General features: G+C 70.2%; 17 protein-coding genes. 11 read left to right on the forward strand and 6 right to left on the reverse strand.

The features are described 5' to 3' along the window. Window positions 1–141 precede the first annotated feature (141 nt). Together ACWGI6_RS23310 and ACWGI6_RS23315 are read right to left on the reverse strand one after the other, a co-directional pair. Window positions 142–1503 (reverse strand): aspartate aminotransferase family protein, encoded by a 1362-nt coding sequence (locus tag ACWGI6_RS23310; protein WP_453269297.1) that lies wholly within the window; start codon window positions 1501–1503, stop codon window positions 142–144. Between the two features lie 2 nt (window positions 1504–1505). Next, window positions 1506–1979: an Lrp/AsnC family transcriptional regulator gene (locus ACWGI6_RS23315; protein ID WP_052860613.1), complete on the reverse strand. Its 474-nt coding sequence runs from the start codon at window positions 1977–1979 to the stop codon at window positions 1506–1508. A 181-nt stretch (window positions 1980–2160) separates the two neighbouring features. On the opposite strand from ACWGI6_RS23315, the gene ACWGI6_RS23320 reads away from it, so the two are divergent. Both ACWGI6_RS23320 and ACWGI6_RS23325 read left to right on the forward strand, forming a co-directional pair. After that, window positions 2161–3615 carry a gamma-aminobutyraldehyde dehydrogenase gene (locus ACWGI6_RS23320; RefSeq protein ID WP_453269298.1) on the forward strand — a complete coding sequence of 485 codons (1455 nt, stop codon included), beginning with the start codon at window positions 2161–2163 and terminating at the stop codon, window positions 3613–3615. 142 nt (window positions 3616–3757) lie between these two features. Next, on the forward strand, window positions 3758–4939 hold the full coding sequence (locus ACWGI6_RS23325; RefSeq protein WP_453269299.1) for an ABC transporter substrate-binding protein: 1182 nt from the start codon (window positions 3758–3760) through the stop codon (window positions 4937–4939). 117 nt (window positions 4940–5056) lie between these two features. Here the strand turns inward: ACWGI6_RS23325 and ACWGI6_RS23330 are convergent, their stop codons facing one another. Beyond that, window positions 5057–6082, reverse strand: a complete 1026-nt coding sequence (locus ACWGI6_RS23330) for an adenosine deaminase (RefSeq protein WP_453269300.1) — start codon at window positions 6080–6082, stop codon at window positions 5057–5059. 114 nt (window positions 6083–6196) lie between these two features. Next, window positions 6197–6808 (reverse strand): NADAR family protein, encoded by a 612-nt coding sequence (locus tag ACWGI6_RS23335; protein ID WP_453269301.1) that lies wholly within the window; start codon window positions 6806–6808, stop codon window positions 6197–6199. 201 nt (window positions 6809–7009) lie between these two features. Between ACWGI6_RS23335 and ACWGI6_RS23340 the strand changes: the two genes are divergently transcribed. The 6 genes from ACWGI6_RS23340 (at window position 7010) to ACWGI6_RS23365 (ending at window position 14311) form a co-directional block, all read left to right on the forward strand. Beyond that, the gene (locus ACWGI6_RS23340; protein ID WP_453269302.1) at window positions 7010–8527 is read left to right on the forward strand and encodes a gamma-aminobutyraldehyde dehydrogenase; all 1518 of its coding nucleotides are present in this window, start codon (window positions 7010–7012) and stop codon (window positions 8525–8527) included. Between the two features lie 106 nt (window positions 8528–8633). Then, window positions 8634–9881 (forward strand): ABC transporter substrate-binding protein, encoded by a 1248-nt coding sequence (locus ACWGI6_RS23345; RefSeq protein ID WP_453269303.1) that lies wholly within the window; start codon window positions 8634–8636, stop codon window positions 9879–9881. 59 nt (window positions 9882–9940) lie between these two features. Next, window positions 9941–11104, forward strand: coding sequence for an ABC transporter ATP-binding protein (locus tag ACWGI6_RS23350; RefSeq protein WP_453269304.1), 1164 nt, complete (start codon window positions 9941–9943; stop codon window positions 11102–11104). A gap of 2 nt (window positions 11105–11106) precedes the next feature. Beyond that, window positions 11107–12039: an ABC transporter permease gene (locus ACWGI6_RS23355; protein ID WP_453269318.1), complete on the forward strand. Its 933-nt coding sequence runs from the start codon at window positions 11107–11109 to the stop codon at window positions 12037–12039. Then, a complete protein-coding gene (locus ACWGI6_RS23360) occupies window positions 12039–12887 on the forward strand; it encodes an ABC transporter permease (protein ID WP_453269305.1) in 849 nt (282 codons plus the stop codon). The genes ACWGI6_RS23355 and ACWGI6_RS23360 overlap by 1 nt, the downstream gene beginning before the upstream one ends. Before the next feature lie 5 nt (window positions 12888–12892). Beyond that, on the forward strand, window positions 12893–14311 hold the full coding sequence (locus ACWGI6_RS23365) for an NAD(P)/FAD-dependent oxidoreductase (protein WP_453269306.1): 1419 nt from the start codon (window positions 12893–12895) through the stop codon (window positions 14309–14311). 71 nt (window positions 14312–14382) lie between these two features. Here ACWGI6_RS23365 and ACWGI6_RS23370 read toward each other — a convergent pair whose 3' ends face one another. Beyond that, on the reverse strand, window positions 14383–15135 hold the full coding sequence (locus tag ACWGI6_RS23370; protein WP_453269307.1) for a phosphatase PAP2 family protein: 753 nt from the start codon (window positions 15133–15135) through the stop codon (window positions 14383–14385). Window positions 15136–15869: 734 nt separating this feature from the next. After that, entirely contained in the window at window positions 15870–17219 is a 1350-nt protein-coding gene (gene gabT / locus ACWGI6_RS23375; protein WP_453269308.1) for a 4-aminobutyrate--2-oxoglutarate transaminase, read from the reverse strand. A 278-nt stretch (window positions 17220–17497) separates the two neighbouring features. Between gabT and ACWGI6_RS23380 the strand changes: the two genes are divergently transcribed. From ACWGI6_RS23380 to ACWGI6_RS23390, 3 genes are all read left to right on the forward strand, one after another. Beyond that, a complete protein-coding gene (locus ACWGI6_RS23380; RefSeq protein WP_453269309.1) occupies window positions 17498–19990 on the forward strand; it encodes an ATP/GTP-binding protein in 2493 nt (830 codons plus the stop codon). Between the two features lie 252 nt (window positions 19991–20242). Next, window positions 20243–21889 (forward strand): PucR family transcriptional regulator, encoded by a 1647-nt coding sequence (locus ACWGI6_RS23385; RefSeq protein WP_453269310.1) that lies wholly within the window; start codon window positions 20243–20245, stop codon window positions 21887–21889. 417 nt (window positions 21890–22306) lie between these two features. Further along, window positions 22307–23767: an aldehyde dehydrogenase family protein gene (locus ACWGI6_RS23390; RefSeq protein ID WP_453269311.1), complete on the forward strand. Its 1461-nt coding sequence runs from the start codon at window positions 22307–22309 to the stop codon at window positions 23765–23767. Window positions 23768–23900: the final 133 nt, after the last annotated feature.

The following is a 23900-nucleotide window of genomic DNA, read 5'->3' on the forward strand; positions in this document are numbered from 1 at the left end:
AGCACGGTAAAGACTGGTGACCCCCGGTATTCGTCGCTTGGCAGCACAACGGCCCAGATTCACTCGTATGGCTTGAAGTGAGTGAATCTGAGCCGTTGGATGTTCAGTTGTGCACGAGTGCACCCGGAGGTGACGCGAGGGTCAGAGCTTGGTCCAGGCCTCGGTGAGGACGGAGCGCAGGATCTGCTCGATCTCGTCGAAGACCGGCTGGTCGGCGATCAGCGGCGGGGCGAGCTGGATGACCGGGTCGCCACGGTCGTCGGCGCGGCAGTAGAGGCCGTTGTCGTACAGCGCCTTGGAGAGGAAGCCGTACAGGACGCGCTCGGTCTCCTCGTCGTTGAAGGACTCCTTGGTGGCCTTGTCCTTGACGAGCTCGATGCCGTAGAAGAAGCCGTTGCCGCGGACGTCGCCGACGATCGGCAGGTCGTGCAGCTTCTGCAGGGTGCTCAGGAAGTTGCCCTCGTTTTCGAGGACATGCTTGTTGAGGCCCTCACGCTCGAAGATGTCGAGGTTGGTGATACCGACGGCCGCGGAGACCGGGTGGCCGCCGAAGGTGTAGCCGTGCAGGAAGGTGTTGTCGCCCTTGTAGAACGGCTCGGACAGGCGGTCGGAGATGATGCAGGCGCCGATCGGGGAGTAGCCCGAGGTCATGCCCTTGGCGCAGGTGATCATGTCCGGGATGTAGCCGAACTTCTCGCAGCCGAACATCGTGCCGAGGCGGCCGAAGGCGCAGATGACCTCGTCGGAGACGAGCAGCACGTCGTACTGGTCGCAGATCTCGCGGACCCGCTGGAAGTAGCCGGGGGGCGGCGGGAAGCAGCCGCCGGCGTTCTGCACCGGCTCCAGGAAGACCGCGGCGACGGTCTCGGGGCCCTCGAAGAGGATCTGCTGCTCGATCTGGTCGGCGGCCCAGCGGCCGAAGGCCTCGGGGTCGTCGCCGTGGATCGGGGCGCGGTAGATGTTGGTGTTCGGGACCTTGTGCGCGCCGGGGACCAGCGGCTCGAAGGGAGCCTTCAGGCCGGGCAGGCCGGTGATGGACAGGGCGCCCTGCGGGGTGCCGTGGTAGGCCACCGCGCGGGATATCACCTTGTGCTTCATCGGCTTGCCGACGAGCTTGAAGTACTGCTTGGCCAGCTTCCAGGCGGTCTCGACGGCCTCGCCGCCACCGGTGGTGAAGAAGACCTTGTTGAGGTCGCCCGGGGCGTGGTGGGCCAGGCGCTCGGCAAGCTCCACCGCCTTGGGGTGGGCGTAGGACCACACGGGGAAGAAGGCCAGCTCCTGCGCCTGCTTGTAGGCGGTCTCGGCGAGCTCGACCCGGCCGTGGCCGGCGTTGACCACGAAGAGGCCGGCGAGGCCGTCGATGTAGCGCTTGCCCTTGTCGTCGTAGATGTTGGTGCCCTCGCCGCGCACGATCGTGGGCACGGGGGCATTCTCGTACGACGACATGCGGGTGAAGTGCATCCACAGGTGGTCGTATGCCGTCTTGGAGAGGTCGCCGCTCATTGCTATCTCGTTCCCCAGGTGTAGGTCTGCTTCCGGAGCTTGAGGTACACGAAGCTCTCGGTGGTCCGGACGCCGGGAAGCGTGCGGATCCGCTTGTTGATCATTTCCAGAAGGTGGTCGTCGTCCTCGCAGACGATCTCGATGAGGAGATCGAAGGAGCCTGCCGTCATGACGACGTACTCGACCTCTTCCATGGTCGTCAGGGCGTCGGCCACGGGGTCGAGGTCACCTTCGACGTTGATGCCGACCATTGCCTGCCGACGGAAACCGACCGTGAGGGGGTCGGTGACCGCGACGATCTGCATCACGCCTTGGTCGAGCAGTTTCTGTACGCGCTGGCGTACCGCCGCCTCGGACAGGCCGACGGCCTTGCCGATCGCGGCGTACGGACGGCGCCCGTCCTCCTGGAGCTGCTCGATGATCGCCAGGGAGACGGAGTCGATCGACGGGGTGCCGTTTCTGTCACGAGTGGCCACGCCGTTCACTGTGCACGAGCCTCGTCTGTCTTGCAACCCCGAATCGATGAAATTCGTCGTGACGGGATCGAAATTTAACTGATTCCGTTGTTCCCGGGTGGCGGGTGTGTTGAAAACGTGGGATCCATGGCTAGGGTGGATGTCCAAACCACCAGACTTCTGACTGAAGGGGGCGCACACAGTGACCACCGCACTGCGTCGTCTGCGCAACTACATCGACGGGGAGTTCCGGGACGCCGCCGACGGGCGGACCACGGAGGTGGTCAATCCCGCCACGGGTGAGGCGTACGCCACCGCTCCGCTCTCGGCCGCCACCGACGTGGACGCGGCGATGGCGGCCGCCGAAGCCGCCTTCCCCGCCTGGCGAGACCTGATCCCGGCCGAGCGCCAGAAGGTCCTGCTGAAGATCGCCGACCGCTTCGAGGAGCGGGCGGAGGAGCTGATCGCCGCCGAGTCCGAGAACTGCGGCAAGCCGATCGCGCTCGTACGGTCCGAGGAAATCCCGCCGATGGTGGACCAGATCCGCTTCTTCGCGGGTGCCGCCCGGATGCTCGAAGGCCGTGCGTCCGGCGAGTACATGGAGGGCTTCACCTCCATCATCCGCCGCGAGCCGGTCGGCGTCTGCGCCCAGGTCGCGCCGTGGAACTACCCGATGATGATGGCCGTGTGGAAGTTCGCCCCGGCGCTGGCCGCGGGCAACACCGTCGTCATCAAGCCGTCCGACACCACCCCGGCCTCCACGGTCCTGATCGCCGACATCATCGGCAGCGTGCTGGACGAACTGGGCCACTCCCGCGGCGTGTTCAACGTCATCTGCGGTGACCGCGAGACCGGCCGGCTGATGGTCGAGCACAAGGTTCCCGCGATGGCCTCGATCACCGGCTCGGTACGTGCCGGTATGCAGGTCGCTGAGTCCGCGTCCAAGGACCTCAAGCGGGTCCACCTGGAGCTGGGCGGCAAGGCGCCGGTCGTCGTCTTCGAGGACACCGACATCGCCAAGGCCGTCGAGGACATCTCGGTCGCCGGCTACTTCAACGCCGGCCAGGACTGTACGGCCGCCACCCGCGTGCTCGTCCACGAGTCCATCCACGACGAGTTCGTCGCCGCGCTGGCCAAGGCCGCCGCGGAGACCAAGACCGGCGCGGCCGACGACGAGGACGTGCTCTACGGCCCGCTCAACAACGCCAACCAGCTCAAGCAGGTCAAGGGCTTCATCGAGCGGCTGCCCGCGCACGCCAAGATCGAGGCGGGCGGCGAGCAGGTCGGCGACAAGGGCTACTTCTTCGCCCCGACCGTCGTCTCGGGCCTCAAGCAGGACGACGAGATCGTCCAGCAGGAGGTGTTCGGCCCGGTCATCACCGTCCAGCCCTTCTCCGACGAGAAGCAGGCCGTGGAGTGGGCCAACGGCGTCGAGTACGCGCTGGCGTCCTCGGTGTGGACCAAGGACCACGCCCGCGCCATGCGGATGTCCAAGACCCTGGACTTCGGCTGTGTGTGGATCAACACCCACATCCCGCTCGTCGCCGAGATGCCGCACGGCGGATTCAAGAAGTCCGGCTACGGCAAGGACCTTTCGGCCTACGGCTTCGACGACTACACCCGCATCAAGCACGTGATGACCTCGCTGGACGGCTGAGCCGACCGGCCGGCCTGACCGGCCGGCCGGGGGAATCACCGTCGAGCGCACGGAACGCTCGACACACCGTCGCGGGCGGAGGCCCGGCAATGGACGCTCTGTCTCTTGCCGCCTCCGCCCGCGGCACGTGAGAGTGCTCGCCATGGCTGATCTTTCGCGGCGTGCGGTGCTCCGGGGTATGGGCGGAATCGGTGTGACGGGGGCGCTGGCCGCCATGACCGGCTGCGGGGTGCCACCCGCGTACGTCAAGGAGGCGGACCGCGGGAGTGCGGACCGGTCGGCGCAGGACCGGAAGATCGTCTTCGCGAACTGGCCGCTCTACATCGACGTCGACGACCACCACAAGCAGCGCCGGCCCACCCTTGACGCCTTCACACGGCGCACCGGAATCTCCGTCACGTACACCGAGGAGATCAACGACAACGACGAGTTCTTCGGCAAGATCAGCCCCGCGCTGATGAACCACCAGAGCACCGGCCGGGATCTGATCGTCATCAGCGACTGGATGTGCGCCCGGTTCGTACGGCTGGGATGGGTCCAGGAGATGGACCGGGCCGCCCAGCCGCATGTCGCCGAGAACCTCGATCCGCTGCTGCGCACCCCGCACTTCGACCCGGGCCGACAGCACTCCGTGCCCTGGCAGTCCGGGATCACCGGCATCGCCTACAACCGCAAGAAACTCGGCCGGGAGATCAAGCACACCTCCGACCTGTGGAAGGACGATCTGCGCGGCCGGGTCACCCTGCTCTCCGGGCTCGACGAATCGTTCGCGCTGCTGATGCAGGGCGACGGCGTGGACATCACCCGCTGGACGGCCGATGACTTCCACCGGATGACCGACCGGGTACGCCGGCTCGTGAGCAAGGGCCACATCAGGCGGTTCACCGGCAACGACTACATCAAGGACCTGGACTCCGGGGATGTGCTCGCCGCGCAGGCCTACTCGGGCGATGTGATCCAACTCCAGGCGGACAACCCGGACATCGAGTTCGTGGTGCCGCAGGAGGGCGCCGAGCTCTGGGCGGAGAGCCTGCTGATCCCCAACCTCGCGGAGCACAAGCGCAGCGCAGAGCGGCTGATCGACTACTACTACCGGCCGGAGGTCGCCGCGGAGCTGGCCGCCTGGGTCAACTACGTCTGCCCCGTACCGGCCGCGCGCGAGGTGCTGGCCTCTTCCAAGGACAAGGAACGCGCCGCACTCGCCGAGGATCCGCTGATCTTCCCCGACGGGGCGATGCGCAAGCGGCTGGCCATCGCCCGCGACATCACCTCCAAGGAGCGGACCGAATTCGCCAAGGAGTGGAACGCGATCGTGGGGCTGTAGGGGCGGCAGGCCGGGCGCCCGCCCTGCGCCGTACACCTGCCGCGCGCCGTCGCCGCGCCGGGCCGGTGCAAGCCGGCGCGGTGACGGCGGGCGGTCAGGCCCCGGCAGCCGTCGCGGCTAGGGCGTGCGCCAGGCGGCCGTGTAGCCGTCGATCTCGGCCGTCAGCCGCGCCTTGGCGGCGGTGTCCATGAAGGAGGCGGCGACGGCATTCCTGGCGAGGCCGGCCACCCCGTCGGCGTCCAGGCCCAACAGCCGGGCGGCGACGCCGTATTCGGTGTTGAGATCGGTGCCGAACATCGGCGGGTCATCGCTGTTGATCGTGACCAGCACGCCCGCGTCGACCATCTCCTTGAGGGGGTGCTCCTCCAGGGTGCGCACCGCGCGGGTGGCGATGTTGGAGGTGGGGCAGACCTCCAGCGGGATGCGGTGCTCGGCGAGGTGGGCGAGCAGCGCCGGGTCCTGGGGGGCGCTCGTGCCGTGACCGATGCGCTCGGCGCGGAGCTCGGTGAGCGCGTCCCAGATCGTGCCGGGGCCCGTGGTCTCCCCGGCGTGCGGTACGGAGTGCAGACCGGCGGCGATGGCGCGGTCGAAGTACGGCTTGAACTGCGGGCGGGGGACGCCGATCTCGGGGCCGCCGAGCCCGAACGCGACCAGGCCCTCGGGCTGCAGGTCACAGGCGATACGGGCGGTCTCCTCTGCGGCCGCCAGACCCGCCTCACCGGGGATGTCGAAGCACCAGCGCAGCACCACGCCCAGCTCGGACTCCGCGGCCTTACGGGCGTCCTCGATGGCCTCGACGTACGCGGCGTCGGGGATGCCGCGGCTGGTCGAGCTGAAGGGGGTGACGGTCAGCTCGGCGTAGCGGATGTGCTGCCGGGCCATGTCCCGGGCGACCTCGTACGTCAGCAGCCGGACGTCCTCGGCGTCGCGGATCAGGTCCACGACGGAGAGGTAGACCTCGATGAAGTGGGCGAAGTCGCGGAAGGTGAAGTAGTCGACCAGCGCTTCGGGGTCGGTGGGGACGGCGGAGTCCGGGTGCCGCGCCGCCAGCTCGGCGACGATGCGCGGTGAGGCCGATCCGACGTGGTGGACGTGCAGCTCCGCCTTGGGCAGGCCCGCAATGAAGGCATCGAGATCGGACAACGGTTCCTCCTGGTCAATGGGTGCACAGGGGTGTGCGGAGGGGCCCCGTCATGCTAAGCGGGGCGAGTGCGGTGGTGGGGCGCAGGCCCGCACACCGGTCCTCCCCGGGCCCGCCTACGACTCCGGGCCGGCCCCTTCCCGCAGTGTCTGCCGCGCCGCCATCAGCGCGAAGCCCAGCAGATTCAGGCCCCGCCAGCGCCCCGGGTCCGCGGCCCGCTCGTCATCGGCGGCGAGGCCGATGCCCCATATCCGGTCCATCGGACTGGCCTCCACCAGCACCCGGGAGTTCGTGCCCAGCAGAAACTCCCGTAGCGCGGCATCCTGGCCGAATTTATGGACACTGCCCTCGACGACCAGGCCGAAGCGGTGCCGCTGCCAGCTCTCCTCGTCGAAGCCGCGGACCCGGCGCCCGGCGTCCTTGGCCTGCTTGGGGTGCCTCGCCGCGATCGCGCGTTGCTCCGCCTCCGCATCGTCGAACAGCCGGGCCTTGCCGGCCATCATCCAGTGCTCGGCGGTGGCGTACCGGACCCCGTCGACGGTGAAGGGGGAAGGCCACCACTGGCTGAAGCAGCTCGCCCCGAGGCTGCCGTCGCGCCGAGGGCTGTGGCCCCAGAAATGGACGTATGTGACGCGCTTCCCGGCGGCGGTCGCGCGGCGAAGTTCCTCGACCGAGCGCGGCCCGTCCGCGGCGCGCTCGCCCATGATCCCCGTGTTGTCGTGCATCATGCCGGGATTCTGTCAGCGGGCACTGACAACGTGTCGGGGCTCCTGCCGCGAGAATCACAGAATTCGTCGCGTAACCAAAAGGCAACAACGGAATCCCTTGTTGAGACCCTTCTCCTCTGTCAAGATCAGCCATCGATTCCGGAAATAGCTACGCCAGGCAGTGCCGCTGAGCGGCCTCGGTGCCCGGCGGAGGAGAGCACCATGGATCACCGATTCGATGCCACCGAGCGATTCGCCGCGGGCGCCCAATTCATCGCAGGAAGTCTCCGGAGCGGAAGTTCCGGCCGTACCCAGGCCGTCGTGGACCCGGCGACAGGCGAGACGGTGTACTCCTATGAACTCGCAGGTACGGCGGATGTGGACGCCGCCGTGGCGGCCGCGGAGCGGGCGTTCGCGGAGTGGGGCGGTGCCACGCCGGGCGAGCGCTCCGACACCCTGCACCGCTTCGCCGCAGCCCTCGCCGAGGACGCCGCCGATCTCGCCGCTGCAGAATCGCTGAACTGCGGAAAGCCGATCAAGCTCAGCGAGGAGTTCGACGTACCGGGCTCGATCGACAACGCCGCGTTCTTCGCGGGCGCCGCCCGGCATCTGGAGGGTAAAGCGGCCGGCGAATACAGCGCCGATCACACCTCCGTCATCCGCCGCGAGCCCATTGGCGTCGTCGGCTCCATCGCACCGTGGAACTATCCGCTGCAGATGGCCGCCTGGAAGGTGCTGCCGGCCATCGCCGCGGGCAACACCATCGTCCTCAAGCCCGCCGAGATCACCCCCTTCACCTCGCTGCTGTTCGCGCAGGCCGCACAGCGCGCGGGCCTGCCGGACGGCGTCATCAACATCATCTCCGGGGCGGGCAGGGACGCCGGTGAGCACCTGGTGGGCCACCGTTCCGTCGCGATGACCTCCTTCACCGGCTCGACCGGCGTCGGCAAGCGCGTCGCCGAGATCGCCACCGGCACCGTCAAGCGGCTGCATCTCGAACTCGGCGGCAAGGCCCCCTTCGTCGTCTTCGACGACGCGGACCTGGAGGCCGCCGTCCACGGAGCGGTCGCCGGATCGCTGATCAACACCGGCCAGGACTGCACCGCCGCCACCCGCGCCTACGTCCAGCGCCCGCTGTACGACGCCTTCGTCAGCGGCGTCGCCGACCTGATGGCGACCGTACGGCTCGGCGACCCCTTCGACCCGTCCACCGATCTGGGCCCGCTGATCTCGCACACCCAGCGCGACCGGGTGGCCGGCTTCGTCGACCGGGCGCGCGGTTACGCCACCGTCGTCACCGGGGGCGAGGCGCCGCAGGGCGAGCTGGCCAAGGGCGCCTACTACCGGCCGACGCTGATCGCCGGGGCCGCGCAGGACAGCGAGATCGTGCAGTCCGAGATCTTCGGCCCGGTGCTGGTCGTGCTGCCCTTCGACAGCGACGACGAGGGCATCGCGCTGGCCAACGACACCCCCTACGGGCTGGCCGCCTCCGCCTGGAGCCGGGACGTGTACCGCACCGGCCGCGCCACCCGCGAGATCAACGCGGGCTGCGTCTGGGTCAACGACCACATCCCGATCATCAGCGAGATGCCGCACGGCGGGGCCAAGGCCTCCGGCTTCGGCAAGGACATGTCGGCCTACTCCTTCGAGGAGTACACCCAGGTCAAGCACGTCATGTACGACAACACCGCGGTGGCGCGCAAGGACTGGCACCGCACGATCTTCGGGGACCGCCCGTAAGGGACGTCCCCCTCGGGCCCCGAGGGGCCCTGCCCTGCGGCCGGCGCCGCGCGGCTTCGTCAACACCGGCCGAGCGCCGGGCTCATCCCCTGAAAGGGCACCGCGCATGGAGCACCACGAGCAGCCCGAACCCCTGTCCTCGGCCGAACTCACCGCCATGCGCCGCAGTGCGACCCACGGCCGGCTCGCGATGACCCGCCGCTCGCTGCTGCGCGCGAGCGGCGCCCTGGCGGCCACGGTCGGCGGCCTCGGCGCCCTGGCGTCCTGCGGCATCCCGCCCGCGGGCCGTACGGACGCCGGCCGTTCCGAGGACCACTCCAAGGCGGAGAAGCGCCTCAACTTCTCCAACTGGACCGAGTACATGGACGTCAGCAAGGACGGCAAGCACCGGCCGACGCTGGACCGCTTCACCCGGCGCACCGGCATCGCCGTCAAATACACCGAGGACATCAACGACAACGACGAGTTCTTCGGCAAGATCCAGGCGCAGCTGGCGGCCGGCCAGGACACCGGCCGCGATCTGATCGTGCTCACCGACTGGATGTGCGCACGGATGATCTCCCTCGGCTGGATCCAGGAGCTGGACCCGGCCAACCTGCCGCACGCCTACGCCAATCTCTCGGCGCAGTACCGCAACCCCGCCTGGGACCCCGGCCGCGCGCACTCCTACGTCTGGCAGGGCATCCCGGCCCTCATCGCGTACAACAAGAAGGCCACCGGCGGGAAGAAGGTCGACTCCATCAGCCAGCTGCTGGAGGACCCGCAGCTCAAGGGCCGGGTCGGCTTTCTCTCCGAGATGCGCGACAGCATCGGCCTGACCCTGCTGGACATGGGCAAGCGGCCCGAGGACGTCACCGCGGACGACTACGACGCGGCCATCGCCCGGCTCCAGAAGGGCGTCGACTCCAAGCAGATACGCCGCTTCACCGGCAACGACTACACCACCGACCTGGACAAGGGCGACCTGGCCGCCTGCGTGGCCTGGGCGGGCGACATCGTCCAGCTCCAGAACGACAACCCGGACATCGCCTACGCCATCCCCAAGACCGGCTATATGACGTCCACCGACAACCTCATGGTGCCGAACAAGGCCCGCCACAAGCAGAACGCCGAACGGCTCATCGACTACTTCTACGAGCCGAAGGCGGCGGCCCGGCTCGCGGCGTACATCAACTACGCCTGCCCCGTCGACGGTGTGCGCGAGGAACTCGCCAAGCTCGACAAGAAGGCGGCGGAGAACCCGCTGATCCTGCCGGACAAGGAGATGGCCGCCCGGTCCCACTCCTTCCGCGCCCTGACCGCCAAGGAGAACAAGGAGTTCGCCCAGAAGTTCTCCGACCTCACCGGCGCCTGATCCCCCACCTTCCGGGCCCGCCCGAGCCGTTTCGCCCTCCGACCCACGGGACGACCGACATGACCCACACCGCGACCCCCCAGAGCAGTGGCGGCGACGTCCGCCTCCACGGGATAAGCAAAACCTACGGCTCCTTCACCGCCGTCCATCCGCTCGACCTGACCATCCCCGCGGGCTCCTTCTTCGCGCTGCTGGGCGCCTCGGGCTGCGGCAAGACCACCACCCTGCGCATGATCGCCGGGCTGGAGGAGCCCACCACCGGCACCGTCGAACTGTCGGGACAGGACGTCACCGTCCTGCCGCCGTACAAGCGGCAGGTCAACACCGTCTTCCAGAACTACGCGCTCTTCCCGCACCTGGACATCTACGAGAACGTCGCCTTCGGACTGCGCCGCCGCGGCATCAAGTCCGTCAAGAAGCAGGTCGAGGAGATGCTCGACCTCGTCCAGCTCGGCCCGATGGCGCGCCGCAAGCCGCAGCAGCTCTCCGGCGGCCAGCAGCAGCGCGTCGCGGTCGCCCGTGCGCTGATCAACCACCCGCAGGTGCTGCTGCTCGACGAGCCGCTCGGCGCCCTCGACCTCAAGCTGCGCCGCCAGATGCAGCTGGAACTCAAGCGCATCCAGACCGAGGTCGGCATCACCTTCGTGCACGTCACCCACGACCAGGAGGAAGCCATGACGATGGCCGACACCGTGGCCGTGATGAACGGCGGCACGGTCGAACAACTCGGCGCCCCCGCCGACCTCTACGAGAACCCCGGCAGCACCTTCGTCGCCAACTTCCTGGGCACCTCCAACCTCATCGAGGCCGAGGTCGTCGAGTCCGGCGGCGAGGAACTGCTCCTCAAGGCCGGTGACGCCAAGCTGCGGCTGCCCGCCGGCCGGTGCAGCGCCACCGCCCGCACCGGCGAGAAGGTGCTCGCCGGAGTCCGGCCCGAGAAGGTGACCCTGGCGCACGCCGACGACGCCGGGTCCATCGCCGAGGGCCGCAACCGGCTGCCCGCGCGCATCAAGGACGCCAGCTTCATCGGGGTCTCCACGCAGTACGTCATCGAAGCCCCGGGCCTGGGCGAACTCGCCGTCTACGAGCAGAACATCGAGCGCGACGGGCGCCTGGTCCCCGGCGCCGAGGTCGTACTGCACTGGAGCCCGGCGCACACCTTCGGGCTGGACGCCGGCCAGGACATCGGTGCGGGCGCGGACCTCGACGAGGAGGCCGCGTGAGTATCACCGAGACGCCCGCGCCACCGGACGGGCAGGCCGGGGCCGCCCCCCTGGAGGTGCGCAAGACCCCCGTCCGCAAACGGCTCGTCCCCTACTGGCTGCTGCTGCCCGGCATCCTGTGGCTGATCGTCTTCTTCGCCGCCCCGCTCGTCTACCAGGCGTCGACCTCGATCCAGACCGGCTCCCTCGAAGAGGGCTTCAAGGTCACCTGGCACTTCGCGACGTACTGGGACGCGCTCGGCGAATACTGGCCGCAGTTCGTCCGCTCCGTGCTCTACGCCGCGACCGCCACCGCGCTCTGTCTGCTCCTGGGCTATCCGCTGGCCTACCTCATCGCCTTCAAGGCGGGCCGCTGGCGGAATGTCGTGATGATCCTGGTCATCGCCCCGTTCTTCACCAGCTTCCTGATCCGTACGCTTGCCTGGAAGACGATCCTGGCCGACGGCGGGCCGGTCGTCGGCGTCCTGAACTCGCTGCACGTCCTGGACGTCACCAGCTGGCTGGGCCTCACCGAAGGCCAACGGGTGCTGGCCACCCCGCTCGCCGTGGTCTGCGGACTGACCTACAACTTCCTGCCGTTCATGGTCCTGCCGCTCTACACCTCACTGGAGCCCATCGACCCGCGCCTCCAGGAGGCCGCCGGCGACCTCTACGCCCGTCCGGCCACCACCTTCCGCCGGGTGACCTTCCCGCTGTCCATGCCCGGCGTCGTCGCCGGCACCCTGCTCACCTTCATCCCGGCCGCCGGTGACTACATCAACGCCGAACTGCTGGGCTCCACCGACCAGAAGATGATCGGCAACGTCATCCAGTCGCAGTTCCTGCGGGTCCTGGACTACCCGACCGCCGCCGCCCTCTCCTTCATCCTCATGGCGGCCATCCTCGCCATGGTCACGATCTATATCCGCAAGTCCGGGACGGAGGATCTGGTCTGATGGCCGTCCGCGAGACCACCGAAGCCACCGCCGTCCGCACCCCTAACCGGGGCCTGCGCTGGCTGCGCCGCAACATCATCACGATCGCGGGCCTGGGCACGCTGGGCTATCTGATCCTGCCCAACCTCGTGGTGATGGTCTTCTCCTTCAACAAGCCCAACGGCCGCTTCAACTACCAGTGGCAGCGCTTCTCCACGGACGCCTGGAGCGATCCGTGCGGCGTCGCCGACCTGTGCGGTTCGCTCGGCCTGAGCCTGCAGCTCGCGCTCTGGGCGACCATCGGCGCGACCGTCCTCGGCACCATGATCGCGTTCGCGCTGGCCCGCTACCGCTTCCGCGCCCGCTCCGGCGTCAACACCCTGATCTTCCTGCCGATGGCGATGCCCGAGGTCGTCATGGCCGCCTCGCTGGCGACCCTCTTCCTCAACATGGGCATCCAGTTCGGCTTCTGGACGATCCTCATCGCGCACATCATGTTCTGCCTGAGCTTTGTGGTCACCGCCGTCAAGGCCCGGGTGATGAGCATGGACCCGCGTCTGGAACAGGCCGCCCAGGACCTCTACGCCTCACCCGTCCAGACCTTTCTGCGGGTGACGCTGCCGATCGCCGCCCCCGGTATCGCGGCCGGCGCCCTGCTGTCCTTCGCGCTGTCCTTCGACGATTTCATCATCACCAACTTCAACGCCGGCTCCACCGTGACCTTCCCCATGTTCGTCTGGGGATCGGCACAGCGGGGCACTCCCGTTCAGATCAATGTCATCGGCACGGCGATGTTCCTGGTCGCCGTGTTGTGCGTCGTCGTGGGCCAGCTGGCCGGGGCCCGCCGCAAGAGGAGCAAGAGGAGCTGAGAACCATGGCACGAGCTGCCATGACCCCGTCCGCCGCGCATGCGCTCGCGGACGCCGAACCCACCCCCTTCTGGCTGGCCGACAAGGACCGCCCGGCCGCCCGGCCCGCCCTCGTCGGCGACGAGACCTGCGATCTGCTCGTCGTCGGCGGCGGCTACTCAGGGCTGTGGACGGCGCTGATCGCCAAGGAACGCGACCCCCAGCGCGATGTCGTCCTCATCGAGGGCGCCGAGATCGGCTGGGCGGCCTCCGGGCGCAACGGCGGCTTCTGCGCCGCCTCCCTCACCCATGGCCTCGGCAACGGCCTGGCCCGCTGGCCGGGCGAACTGGCCACCCTCGAAGAGCTCGGCATCCGCAACCTCGACGCCATCGAGGAGGCCGTCGCCCGCTACGACATCGACTGCGCCTTCGAGCGCACCGGTGAGATCGACATCGCCACCGAGCCCCACCAGATCGCCGAACTCAAGGAGTTCGCCGAGGACGCCGCGGGGCTCGGCCTCGACCGGCACACCTTCCTCGACGAGGACGAACTGCGCGCCCAGGTCGACTCGCCGACCTTCCGCGCCGGCCTGTGGGACCGCGACGGCGTCGCCATGCTCAACCCGGCCCGCCTCGCCTGGGGCCTGAAGCAGGCCTGCCTGGGCCTCGGCGTCCGCATCTACGAGCGCACCCGGGCCACCGACCTCGCCTCCGAAGGCATGGGCATGGCCGTCCGCACGCCCTACGGCCGGGTCTTCGCCCGCCATGTCGCGCTCGGCACCAACGCCTTCCCGTCGCTGGTCAAGCGGGTCCGCCCGTACATCGTCCCGGTCTACGACCATGCCCTGATGACCGAGCCGCTCTCCGACGAACAGCTCGCCGCCATCGGCTGGAAGAACCGCCAGGGCCTCTCGGACTCCAACAACCACTTCCACTACTTCCGCATCACCGCCGACAACCGCATCCTGTGGGGCGGCTACGACATCGTCTACCGCTACGGCGGCGGCGTACGTGCCGAATTCGACCACCACCCGGCCACGTACGAGAAGCTCGCCCGCCACTTCTTCCGCTGTTTCCCGCAGTTGGAGGGCCTCCGCTTCACCCACACCTGGGGCGGCGCCATCGACACCTGCTCCCGCTTCTCGGCCTTCTTCGGCACCGCACACGCCGGCCGGGTCGCCTATGCCGCCGGCTACACCGGCCTCGGTGTGGGTGCCACCCGCTTCGGCGCCGACGTGATGCTCGACCTGCTCGCCGGTGAGCGCACCGAGCGCACGGAGCTGGAGATGGTCCGCAGCAAGCCGCTGCCGTTCCCGCCCGAGCCGCTGCGCTGGGCCGGCATCGGGATCACCCAGTGGTCGATGACCCGGGCCGACACCCACGGCGGCCGCCGCAATCTGTGGCTCAAGGCCATGGACAAGGTGGGGCTTGGCTTCGACAGCTGACGCTCAACGAGGGGCGGGCGACTCGGAGTTGCGCGCCCCTCCGCGCGGCACGGCGGCCCGCCACCGCCAGGTCAGGACCCGTCCGGCCCTGACCTGCCGGATGTCCCTGTCCCCTGGCCCGCCGCCCGGCCCCCGCCACCGGACCACCGGTCACACACCACACACCACACGGCGAGCAGCACCCCGGCCAGACACCAGCTGCCGAGTACGTCCAGCGGCCAGTGATAGCCCCGGCGCACCAGGCCGAGGCCGACACCCACGTTGAGCAGGGCGACCGCGACGGTGACGGTGACCTTGACCGCCGGAGTGTGCAGACGGGCGGCCGCGCCGTCACCGATCCGCAGCCGTCCCGGGCCACGGGTCAGCAACAGCCCGGCCAGGCCGTACGCGACGGCCGCCGTGGCGCCGTGGCCCGACGGATAGAAGCCGTCGGGCGCACCGCCGGCCATCTGCGGCGGGCCCGGCCGGGCGAGCCACAGTTTGAGCGGGACGACCAGCGCGGGCACCACGGCCAGTGCGAGGCCGGCGGCGAGCGGCGGCAGCCACCAGCGCACCGGAGCGGTTCCCTCGGCTGCGTCCCCGCCGCGCCACCCCAGCCGTCCCCGCCATCCCGTCCACACCATGACGACCAACAGCACCGGCAGCGCCACGGCCGTATTGCCGAGATCGGCAAAGAACTCGGCGGCCCCGGCGGGGATGCTCCCGGCGGCAAGGGCGTGGCCGAGCCGTTCATCGAGGGTGCGCAGCGGGCCGTGGGCGGCCACCTGCCAGGTGAGCGCGGCGAAGAACAGCGCGCTGAACAGACCGGCAGACCGGGGCGACAAACGGGGGGAGCGGCGACCCGACGGGTCCGCGGGGCTCGGAAAAAGGGTCGGCCGCCTCGGAACAGGGGGGGTAGTTCCGAGGCGGCCGCGCTGACCGGTGTTCCGCGCGCCCCGGGGGGTATGGGGCGGGCGGACATCCGATCGGTGAGGATTCCCGGCTCCCCCCATTCCAGGGGTTCCGGTGTTGTGCGCGAGGGCACGGCCTGATCGGAACCGGGGAAGCGCCGATCGGGCGTCGCTCGCAGTCCCCTGCGAGCGGGGTGTTTCTCTCATCTGCTGGAACCGTACGGCACAGCGAGCGTGCCCGACAGGCGCATTACCCGGCCGCCATCGGCCCCGCACATCTTCTTCACGCCATGCCTCCAGTTACGCGCGTCCGCACGGAAATGAGTACAGAAATGGGCACAGAGCGGGGTGCGTACACGGGTACGGACAGGGGCGCGGCCCCGGCGCGCACCAGGGACACGGCCGCCACGGCGCACAACGGGGCAGGGAGGCCCCCGACGGAACCCGGACTCCGGACCCGGACGGCTACGGACGACGGACCCCGGACTAGGGACTTCGGACGACGGACGACGGGCCCAGGGCCGCCCATCCACCACCGGCTGCGGCTTCCCCTCCGCCTCAAGGGCAGGTCTTCCCCGCCGCCCGAACGGGCACGGCCCGGGACACGACATGAGCCGTGTCCCGGGCCGTGCCGGGGTTCCTTCGCGGAGCGTCCGTGCGCGCGCCGCTCAGAGCGTGGCGAAGGCGCCTTCGAGGATGTCCAGACCCTCGTTGAGCAGGTCCTCGCCGATGACCAGCGGCGGCAGGAAGCGCAGCACATTGCCGTACGTGCCGGTCGTCAGGACCAGCAGACCCTCCTGGTGGCAGGCCTTGGCGAGGGCGCCGGTGGCCTCCGGGTTCGGGTCCTTGGAGCCGGACTTGACCAGCTCGATCGCGATCATCGCGCCGCGGCCGCGGACCTCGCCGACGATGTCGTACTTCTCCGCGATGGCGTTCAGCCGCGGCTTCATGATCTCGCCGATCCGGCGGGCCTTGGCGTTCAGGTCCTGCTCACGCATGGTCTCGATCGAGCCCAGCGCCGCGGCGCAGGCCACGGGGTTACCGCCGTAGGTGCCGCCCAGGCCGCCCGCGTGCGCCGCGTCCATGATCTCGGCGCGGCCGGTGACCGCGGCCAGCGGCAGACCGCCCGCGATGCCCTTGGCGGTGGTGATCAGGTCCGGGACGATGCCCTCGTCCTCACACGCGAACCACTGGCCCGTACGGCAGAAGCCGGACTGGATCTCGTCCGCGACGAAGACGATCCCGTTCTCCTTGGCGAAGTTCGCGATCGCCGGGAGGAAGCCCTTGGCCGGCTCGATGAAGCCGCCCTCACCGAGCACCGGCTCGATGATGATCGCCGCGACGTTCTCCGCGCCGATCTGCTTGGTGATCTGCGAGATGGCCTGGTCCGCGGCCTCCTGCGCACAGTTCTCCGGGCCGGTCAGCCAGCGGTAGGGGTAGGCCACCGGGACGCGGTAGACCTCGGGCGCGAACGGTCCGAAGCCCTGCTTGTACGGCATGTTCTTGGAGGTGAGCGCCATCGTCAGGTTCGTCCGGCCGTGGTAGCCGTGGTCGAAGACGACGACCGCCTGGCGCTTGGTGTGTACGCGGGCGATCTTGACGGCGTTCTCGACCGCCTCCGCACCGGAGTTGAACAGCGCCGACTTCTTCGCGTGGTCGCCCGGCGTCAGCTCGGCCAGCAGCTCACAGACCTCGATGTACGGCTCGTACGGCGCCACCATGGCGCAGGTGTGGGTGAAAGCCTGGAGCTGCGCGGTGGCCCGGCGGACGACCGCCTCCGCGCTGTTGCCGACCGAGGTCACCGCGATGCCGGAGCCGAAGTCGATCAGGGAGTTCCCGTCCACGTCCTCCAGGACGCCCCCGCCGGCGCGCTTGACGAAGACGGGCAGCACGGCGCCGACGCCGGCGGCCACCGTGGCCTGCTTACGGGCCCACAGCTCCTGCGACTTCGGGCCGGGGATCGCGGTGACGACGCGACGCTCCTGGGGGAGGGACGGGCCTCCGGACAGTTCGGTCATGGCAGTCTCCTGGAGTGGAACGGGGGGACGTACAAACGTGTTGTTCTCGCAGGCTAGGGGCGGCCGGGCGGGTCTGGCATGTTCCGTTCGGGAGAAGTGCGCGTGTTGCGTTGTCCGCACCGGACATAGCGACGGCCCACGGCCAGTAGATTGAGCGGCGGCGTGCCCGGCAGTGGCGGACATCAGCGCGGGCATGACAATGACACCGCGGTCGCACGACGCGGCCGCCGGCGCCACGACGCAGCAGGCCACGGCTCAAGGGGGACAAGGGGCACCGGATGGACACCGAGGGCACGCACGACGCACGCAACACCCGCTCCGACCAGGTCCCGGGGCCGGCGGCACCCCCGGATATGCCACCGCGGCCCAGTGCGCCGCCGCGCTTCGCGGATCCGTCCGCCGCGGGCGGCCGGGCCGCGGGACCCGGCCCCTCTGCGCGACCCGACGGTCTGCCGCAGTCCCCCTTCATGGCCTGGCTGAGCACTCCGCGCGTACTGGCGGGTCCGGGTATCTGGGCCTTCGGGCACAAGCCCAAACCGAAGGACGAGCCGCGCGAGATCGCGGTGCCGCAGCTCATCGCCGGGGCGGTTGTCTCATTCCTGTGCGCATGGCTGATCTGGTCGCTGCTGATGAACGATTACCTCGGCCCCTACTGGAAATGGCCGCGCGAGGTGATGCTGCCCGATTCGTGGAAGACGGGCAATGCCAACATCGTCTCGTCGTTCGTGTATATGGCTCTCATTCTCGGCGCGATCGTCATCGTCTTCGGCCGGGTGGGGCGATGGCCTACGCTGTTCCGCCGGCTGCTCGCTCCGTCGGCGAATCGCGTATGGGACAGGCTTCCTTCGTGGCTGGCACCCAAGGACCCCGGCTCGCTCCCGGGGGGCCAGCTGGTCGCACGTGCGGCCCTGACCCTGGTGCTCGTGTGGTTTCTCTGGCAGTGGTGCATCGACAAGACAACCGATTCGTCCATCCTGATGTTGCAGTTGGAGAATCTGACGCCGGTATCGGGGCAGCAGGAATCGTATTTCTACTACGCCACCAGCTATTCGCTTTTCGATCTCGGTGTGCTGCTGGTGGTCTTCAGCAGATTCGCATGCCTGTCGGAACTGCGGCGTCGGTACGGCTCGCCGGGCAGGCGCGGCACATCCGGTGCCGGGAAGACGGCGGAGGCAACTGCCCGGGTGCTTGAGGTGGACCAAGGCGAATGGGCAGACCTTCGTGCTGCCGGCGCTCCGGCCGCGGCCGACCGCCTGGCGCACGAGGCGCGTTCCGGGCTCATGAACGACGTCGATCATGCACGGATCAGCCGTGCCTGGCAGTCCGTACGCGTGCAGCCGAGTCGGCTCCAGGCATTCGTCGACAGCGTTCAGAAGAGTGGCGCCGCCGCATGTCTGCACCCCTCCGGGGCACGCGATCTGATGACGCGCACCGCACGGCATGACCTTCTCACCTCGCAGGTACGCATCGGCACGGCATCCGAGGACGCGCGCAACCCTTATGCCCGGCGTGGCACGGGTTTTGCGCTCGAACCGGACGTCCTCGGCACCTCGCTGCTGGCGGTCGGTCCGCCCGGTTCGGGAAAGACAACTCGCCTGGTGCGCCCGCTGGTTGAGACCTTGTGCCTGCAGGCGCTCGCCGGGCGTGCCGCCGTCGTGTCCGTCGGGACGGCTGCAACGGTGCCCGCGCCCGATGATGCCTTTGACGCCGTGATCAGGGTCGGTCACCGCGATGCGGACTGTGACCTGGACCTGTACGGCGGCACGACCGACCCGGATGAGGCGGCCGGGATTCTGGCTGAGGCGCTGGTGGGAGACGTGGCGGCGACGTTGCCCGGGGGCAACGGGCGGCGGGCGGCCACCGTGCTGGGGCAGTTGCTGGGACCGTTCCGGGCGGCGCACGGGCGGTTTCCCGGGGTGGCGGAGCTACGGGAGTTGCTGGACGGGTCGCGGGAGACGGTGGCGGGGCTGCGGACCGCACTCGAGGCGGCCGGTGAGCACAGCGCGCTGCGGGAGCTGGACGCGCGGGAGCGGCAGGCGGAGCGGTCCGGGGATGTCGGGGTGCTGCTTGCGGACCGGATCGCCCTGTTGGACCGGCCGGCGTTCGCGGGGTTCTTCGACCCGACCGGTCGCTCACGCCAGGTGTCACTGCGCTCCCTGGACCATCCGCTGCGGGTGCGGATCGATCTGCCCGAGCGCGGTCACGCGGATGCATCGCGGATTCTGACGCGGTTGGTGCTTGCGCAGTTCACGGAGTGCGCGGTGGCGCGGTCGGACCGATCGGTCTTCGCCTGTCTGGTACTTGACGATGCGTCGCATGTGATCACGCAGGAGGCGTTGCGCGGACTGCAGCGCCTGCGGTCGGCGAACGCGGGGGCGGTGCTGACCCTGCGGGCGCTGGACGACGTACCGGAGTCGTTGCGGGGTGCGCTGCTCGGTGCGGTCGGCTGCCGGATGGCGTTCGCGGGCGTGACGACCTGGGACGGAGCGCGGTTCGCGGAGGTGTGGGGCAAGGCATGGGTGGAGACGCGGGACGTCACTGACCGGCAGATCGTCTCCGACGAGCCGTTCACCAAGGTCATGCACTCCATCCGGCGGCTGGTCACGGGAAAGAATGTGACCGCCAAGGCCGTCACCGTGCGCACCGTCGAGCGGGAACGCTGGTCCGCCTCCGATCTGGCCAACTCCGTTCCGCCCGGCCACGCCGTGCTCTCCGTGACCTCGGTGGCGGGGGAGCATGCGCCGCCGGTGCTGGTGGATCTGCGGTCCTGAGGGCGGCTCGCGGGGGCGCTCCCGGTTGTCCCGTCGGGGGCTCGTGCTCCGTGGCCGGGCGGATTTGTCCGGACCGGAGCTCCCCCCGATTCCTCCGCTGAGGCAGAATCGACACTGGCCGTTCATACGAGGCGGCGCAAACAATCGGTCATCGACCGGTCGTCGGCAGTCATCGACCGGTCGCTGACCGACAGGTCAGTGACCGGTTGTCGATCGGTCGTCCCTCGCAGTCGTCGACGTCATGAAGGTCCCATGCCGCACACCCTCGCTTCCCTGGTCAACCACACCGCGCTCAAGCTGACCGTGCTCGCGGGCGAGGAGCGGCTGGACGTGCCGGTGCGCTGGGCGCACGCCAGTGAGCTGATCGATCCGGTGCCGTACATGGAGGGCGGGGAGCTGCTGCTGATCACCGCGCTCAAGCTGGACGCGGAGGATGCGGAGGCGACCCGCAGGTATGTGCGGCGGGTCGCGGAGGCAGGGGTCGTCGGGCTGGGCTTCGCGGTCGGGGTCAATTACGAGGGCGTTCCGCAGGCGCTGGTCGAGGCGGCCAGGGAGCAGGGGCTGCCGCTGCTCGGGGTGCCCCGCAGGACGCCGTTCATCGCGATCAGCAAGGCGGTCTCGGCCGCCGTCGCCGCCGACCAGTACCGGGCGGTGACCGCGGGGTTCGAGGCGCAGCGGGAGCTGACCCGGGCGGCGCTCAGCGCCGAGGGGCCGGCCGAGCTGCTGGCCCGGCTCGCGGCGCATCTGGACGGCTGGGCCGCGCTCTACGACGCGTCGGGTGCGGTAGTGGCCGCCGCCCCCGACTGGGCGGCCCGCCGTGCGGCCCGGCTCGCCGATGACGTCGGGCGGCTGCGCGAGCGGCCCGCTCCCGCCAGCTCGGTCGTCAGCGACACGGACGGCGACGACCGGGTCGAGCTGCAGTCGCTGGGCACCGGCCGCCGGGCCCGCGGTGTGCTCGCGGTCGGGACCGGTGCGCCGCTCGGCACGGCCGAGCGCTATGCCGTGCACTCCGCGGTCGCGCTGCTCACCCTGACCACCGAGCGGTCCCGGGCGCTGCAGGACGCCGAGCAGCGGCTCGGCGCCGCGGTGCTCAAGATGCTGCTCGCGGGCGAGCCGGACCATGCGCGGGCGGTGGCGGGCCGGCTCTACGGCGGGCTGCTGGACGCCCCGTTCCGGATGGTGGTCGCGGAGGGGGTGGCCGCGGAGGAACAGGCGTCCGCGGTGTCCGCCGGCGCCGGGGCTCAGGGCGGCCTCGACGGGCTGGCCGATGTGATGGATTCCGCGGCCGCGCGGACCGGTGAGGCGGTGCTCGCCGTACCGGACGGCGGCCGGCTGATCGTGCTGGTCGCGGACGGCGGTGCGGCCGCCGATGCCTGTGCCGCGTACGCCGCCGAGGCCGAGGCCCGCGCCGGTGCGCAGCCGCGTGCGCGCGGCCGGGCGGGACGGGCCGAGACCGACCACGGCGAGGGGGTGGCCGTCGGGCTGTCGGCGCCGACCGGGCCGATGGCCGCCGCGAACGCCTACCGCCAGGCCGAACAGGCGCTGTCGGTGGCCCGCCGGCGCGGCCGTGCGCTGGTCGAGCACGAGGACGTGGCGGCCGGGTCCGTGCTGCCGCTGCTCGCCGACGACGCCGTCCGCGCCTTCGCGGACGGGCTGCTGCGGGCGCTGCGCGAGCACGATGCGCGGGGCCGCGGTGATCTGGTGGCCTCGCTGCGCGCCTGGCTCGCCCGGCACGGCCAGTGGGACGCGGCCGCCGCCGACCTGGGCGTACACCGCCACACCCTGCGCTACCGGATGCGGCGGGTGGAGGAGATCCTGGGCCGCTCGCTGGACGATGCGGATGTCCGGATGGAGCTGTGGCTGGCGCTCAAGGCGACGTCGGTGGCCCCGGGGGAGTAGGCCGGGGGACCCGGGGAGCAGACCGTATTGCCGGGGAGGGGGCCGGGGACCCTCGGATGAGGGGGCCTGGGGGTGCGATGGCGCGGGCGGCCCCTTCGGGATGCCGTCGCTGCCCATGGGGGTGCCCGAGCGGCGGCGGCATTCGCGACGCGGTTCCCCACGGAGGCGGCCCGGGGGAGCGCGGACGGCCGGCCCGGAGCCCTGCCCCGGCACCCGCCCCGGATCCACTCCGTACGCCCGCTCCCTCACGGAGACGTACGCCCCCTCCACCACGGAGAGACGGCCGTGCTGATTACTACGCTTCGGACAAACGCCACGGCGCCGCCGCACCCCTACCGTGGGTCCAGAGTCAAAACCGCAGAGCCGCTCCCTGAGCCATGCGCATCACCCACCACTTCTGAAGGGCCGGGTTCCACTGTGCCGATCCCCACTGATGCAGCCCCCACCGCCTTTTGGCTCGCCGGCCGTCAGGCCACCGGCGAGGCCACCTTCGATGTCACCTCTCCCTGGGACGGACGCCTCGTCGGCATGGTGAGCGTCCCGACCGAGGCCCAGGTCGAGGAGGCCATTGCCGCCTCCGTCGCGGTCCAGGACGAGCTCGCCGCCACCCCGGCGCACGTGCGTGCCGCCGCGCTGGACCATGTGCACCGCCGGCTGGTGGAGCGTACGGAGGAGATCGCCCGGCTGATCTCCGGGGAGAACGGCAAGCCCATGAAGTGGGCGCGCGGCGAGGTCGGCCGGGCCATCTCCGTGTTCCGCTTCGCCGCCGAGGAGGCCCGCCGCTTCAACGGCGGCGAGGCGCAGCGCCTGGACACCGACGCGGGCGGTGCCGGCCGGCTCGCCCTGACCCGCCGCTTCCCGCGCGGCACGGTCCTGGGCATCGCCCCGTTCAACTTCCCGCTGAACCTCTGCGCCCACAAGATCGCCCCGGCCATCGCGGCCGGCGCCCCGATCATCCTCAAGCCGGCGCCGGCCACCCCGCTCTCCGGCCTGATCCTCGGCGAGCTGCTGGCCGAGACCGAGCTGCCGGCCGGTTCCTGGTCGATCCTCCCGGTGCCCAACGACCGGATGCCGGCGCTGGTCCAGGACGAGCGGCTGCCGGTCGTCTCCTTCACCGGCTCCGAGAAGGTCGGCTACGCGATCCTCGACTCGGTGCCGCGCAAGCACTGCACCCTGGAGCTCGGCGGCAACGGCGCGGCCGTCGTCCTGCCGGACTTCTCCTCCGAGGCGGACCTGGACTGGGCGGCACAGCGCATCGCCACCTTCTCCAACTACCAGGGCGGCCAGTCCTGCATCTCGGTGCAGCGGGTGATCGCCGACGCCTCCGTCTACGACCGTCTGGTGCCCAAGATCGTGGCGGCCGTCGAGGCGCAGGTCACCGGCGACCCGTCGGACGACGCGACCGAGGTCGGCCCGCTGGTGAACGAGGACGCCGCCAAGCGCGTCGAGAGCTGGGTCGACGAGGCCGTGGAGCGCGGCGCGAAGCTGCTCGCGGGCGGCAAGCGCGACGGCGCCTCCTACGCGCCGACCGTGCTGGAGAACGTGTCCGCCGACGCCACCCTCGCCTGCGAGGAGGTCTTCGGCCCGGTGCTCACCCTCAAGAAGGTCGACGGGGAGGGCGAGGCGTTCGCAGCCGTCAACGACTCCAAGTTCGGCCTCCAGGCGGGCGTGTTCACGCACGACGTACAGACCGCCTTCCGCGCCCACCGCGCGCTGGAGGTCGGCGGCGTGATCGTCGGCGATGTGCCGTCCTACCGCGCCGACCAGATGCCGTACGGCGGCGTCAAGCAGTCCGGTGTGGGCCGCGAGGGCGTGCGTTTCGCGATGGACGACTACACCTACGAGCGGGTACTGGTCCTCACGGGCCTCGCGCTGTAACCTCCGCCCGACCCGGTCCGGACCGGTGGACAGCGACGGCCGTCCCTTGGGCCGTATCACCAACCGGACCCGGCCGGCGCACCCACCGGCGCCGGCCCTCGACGCGGCGCGCACCCGGCCCCAGTTCCGGGGC

The sequence above is a fragment of the Streptomyces sp. NPDC054786 genome, assembly GCF_053611685.1.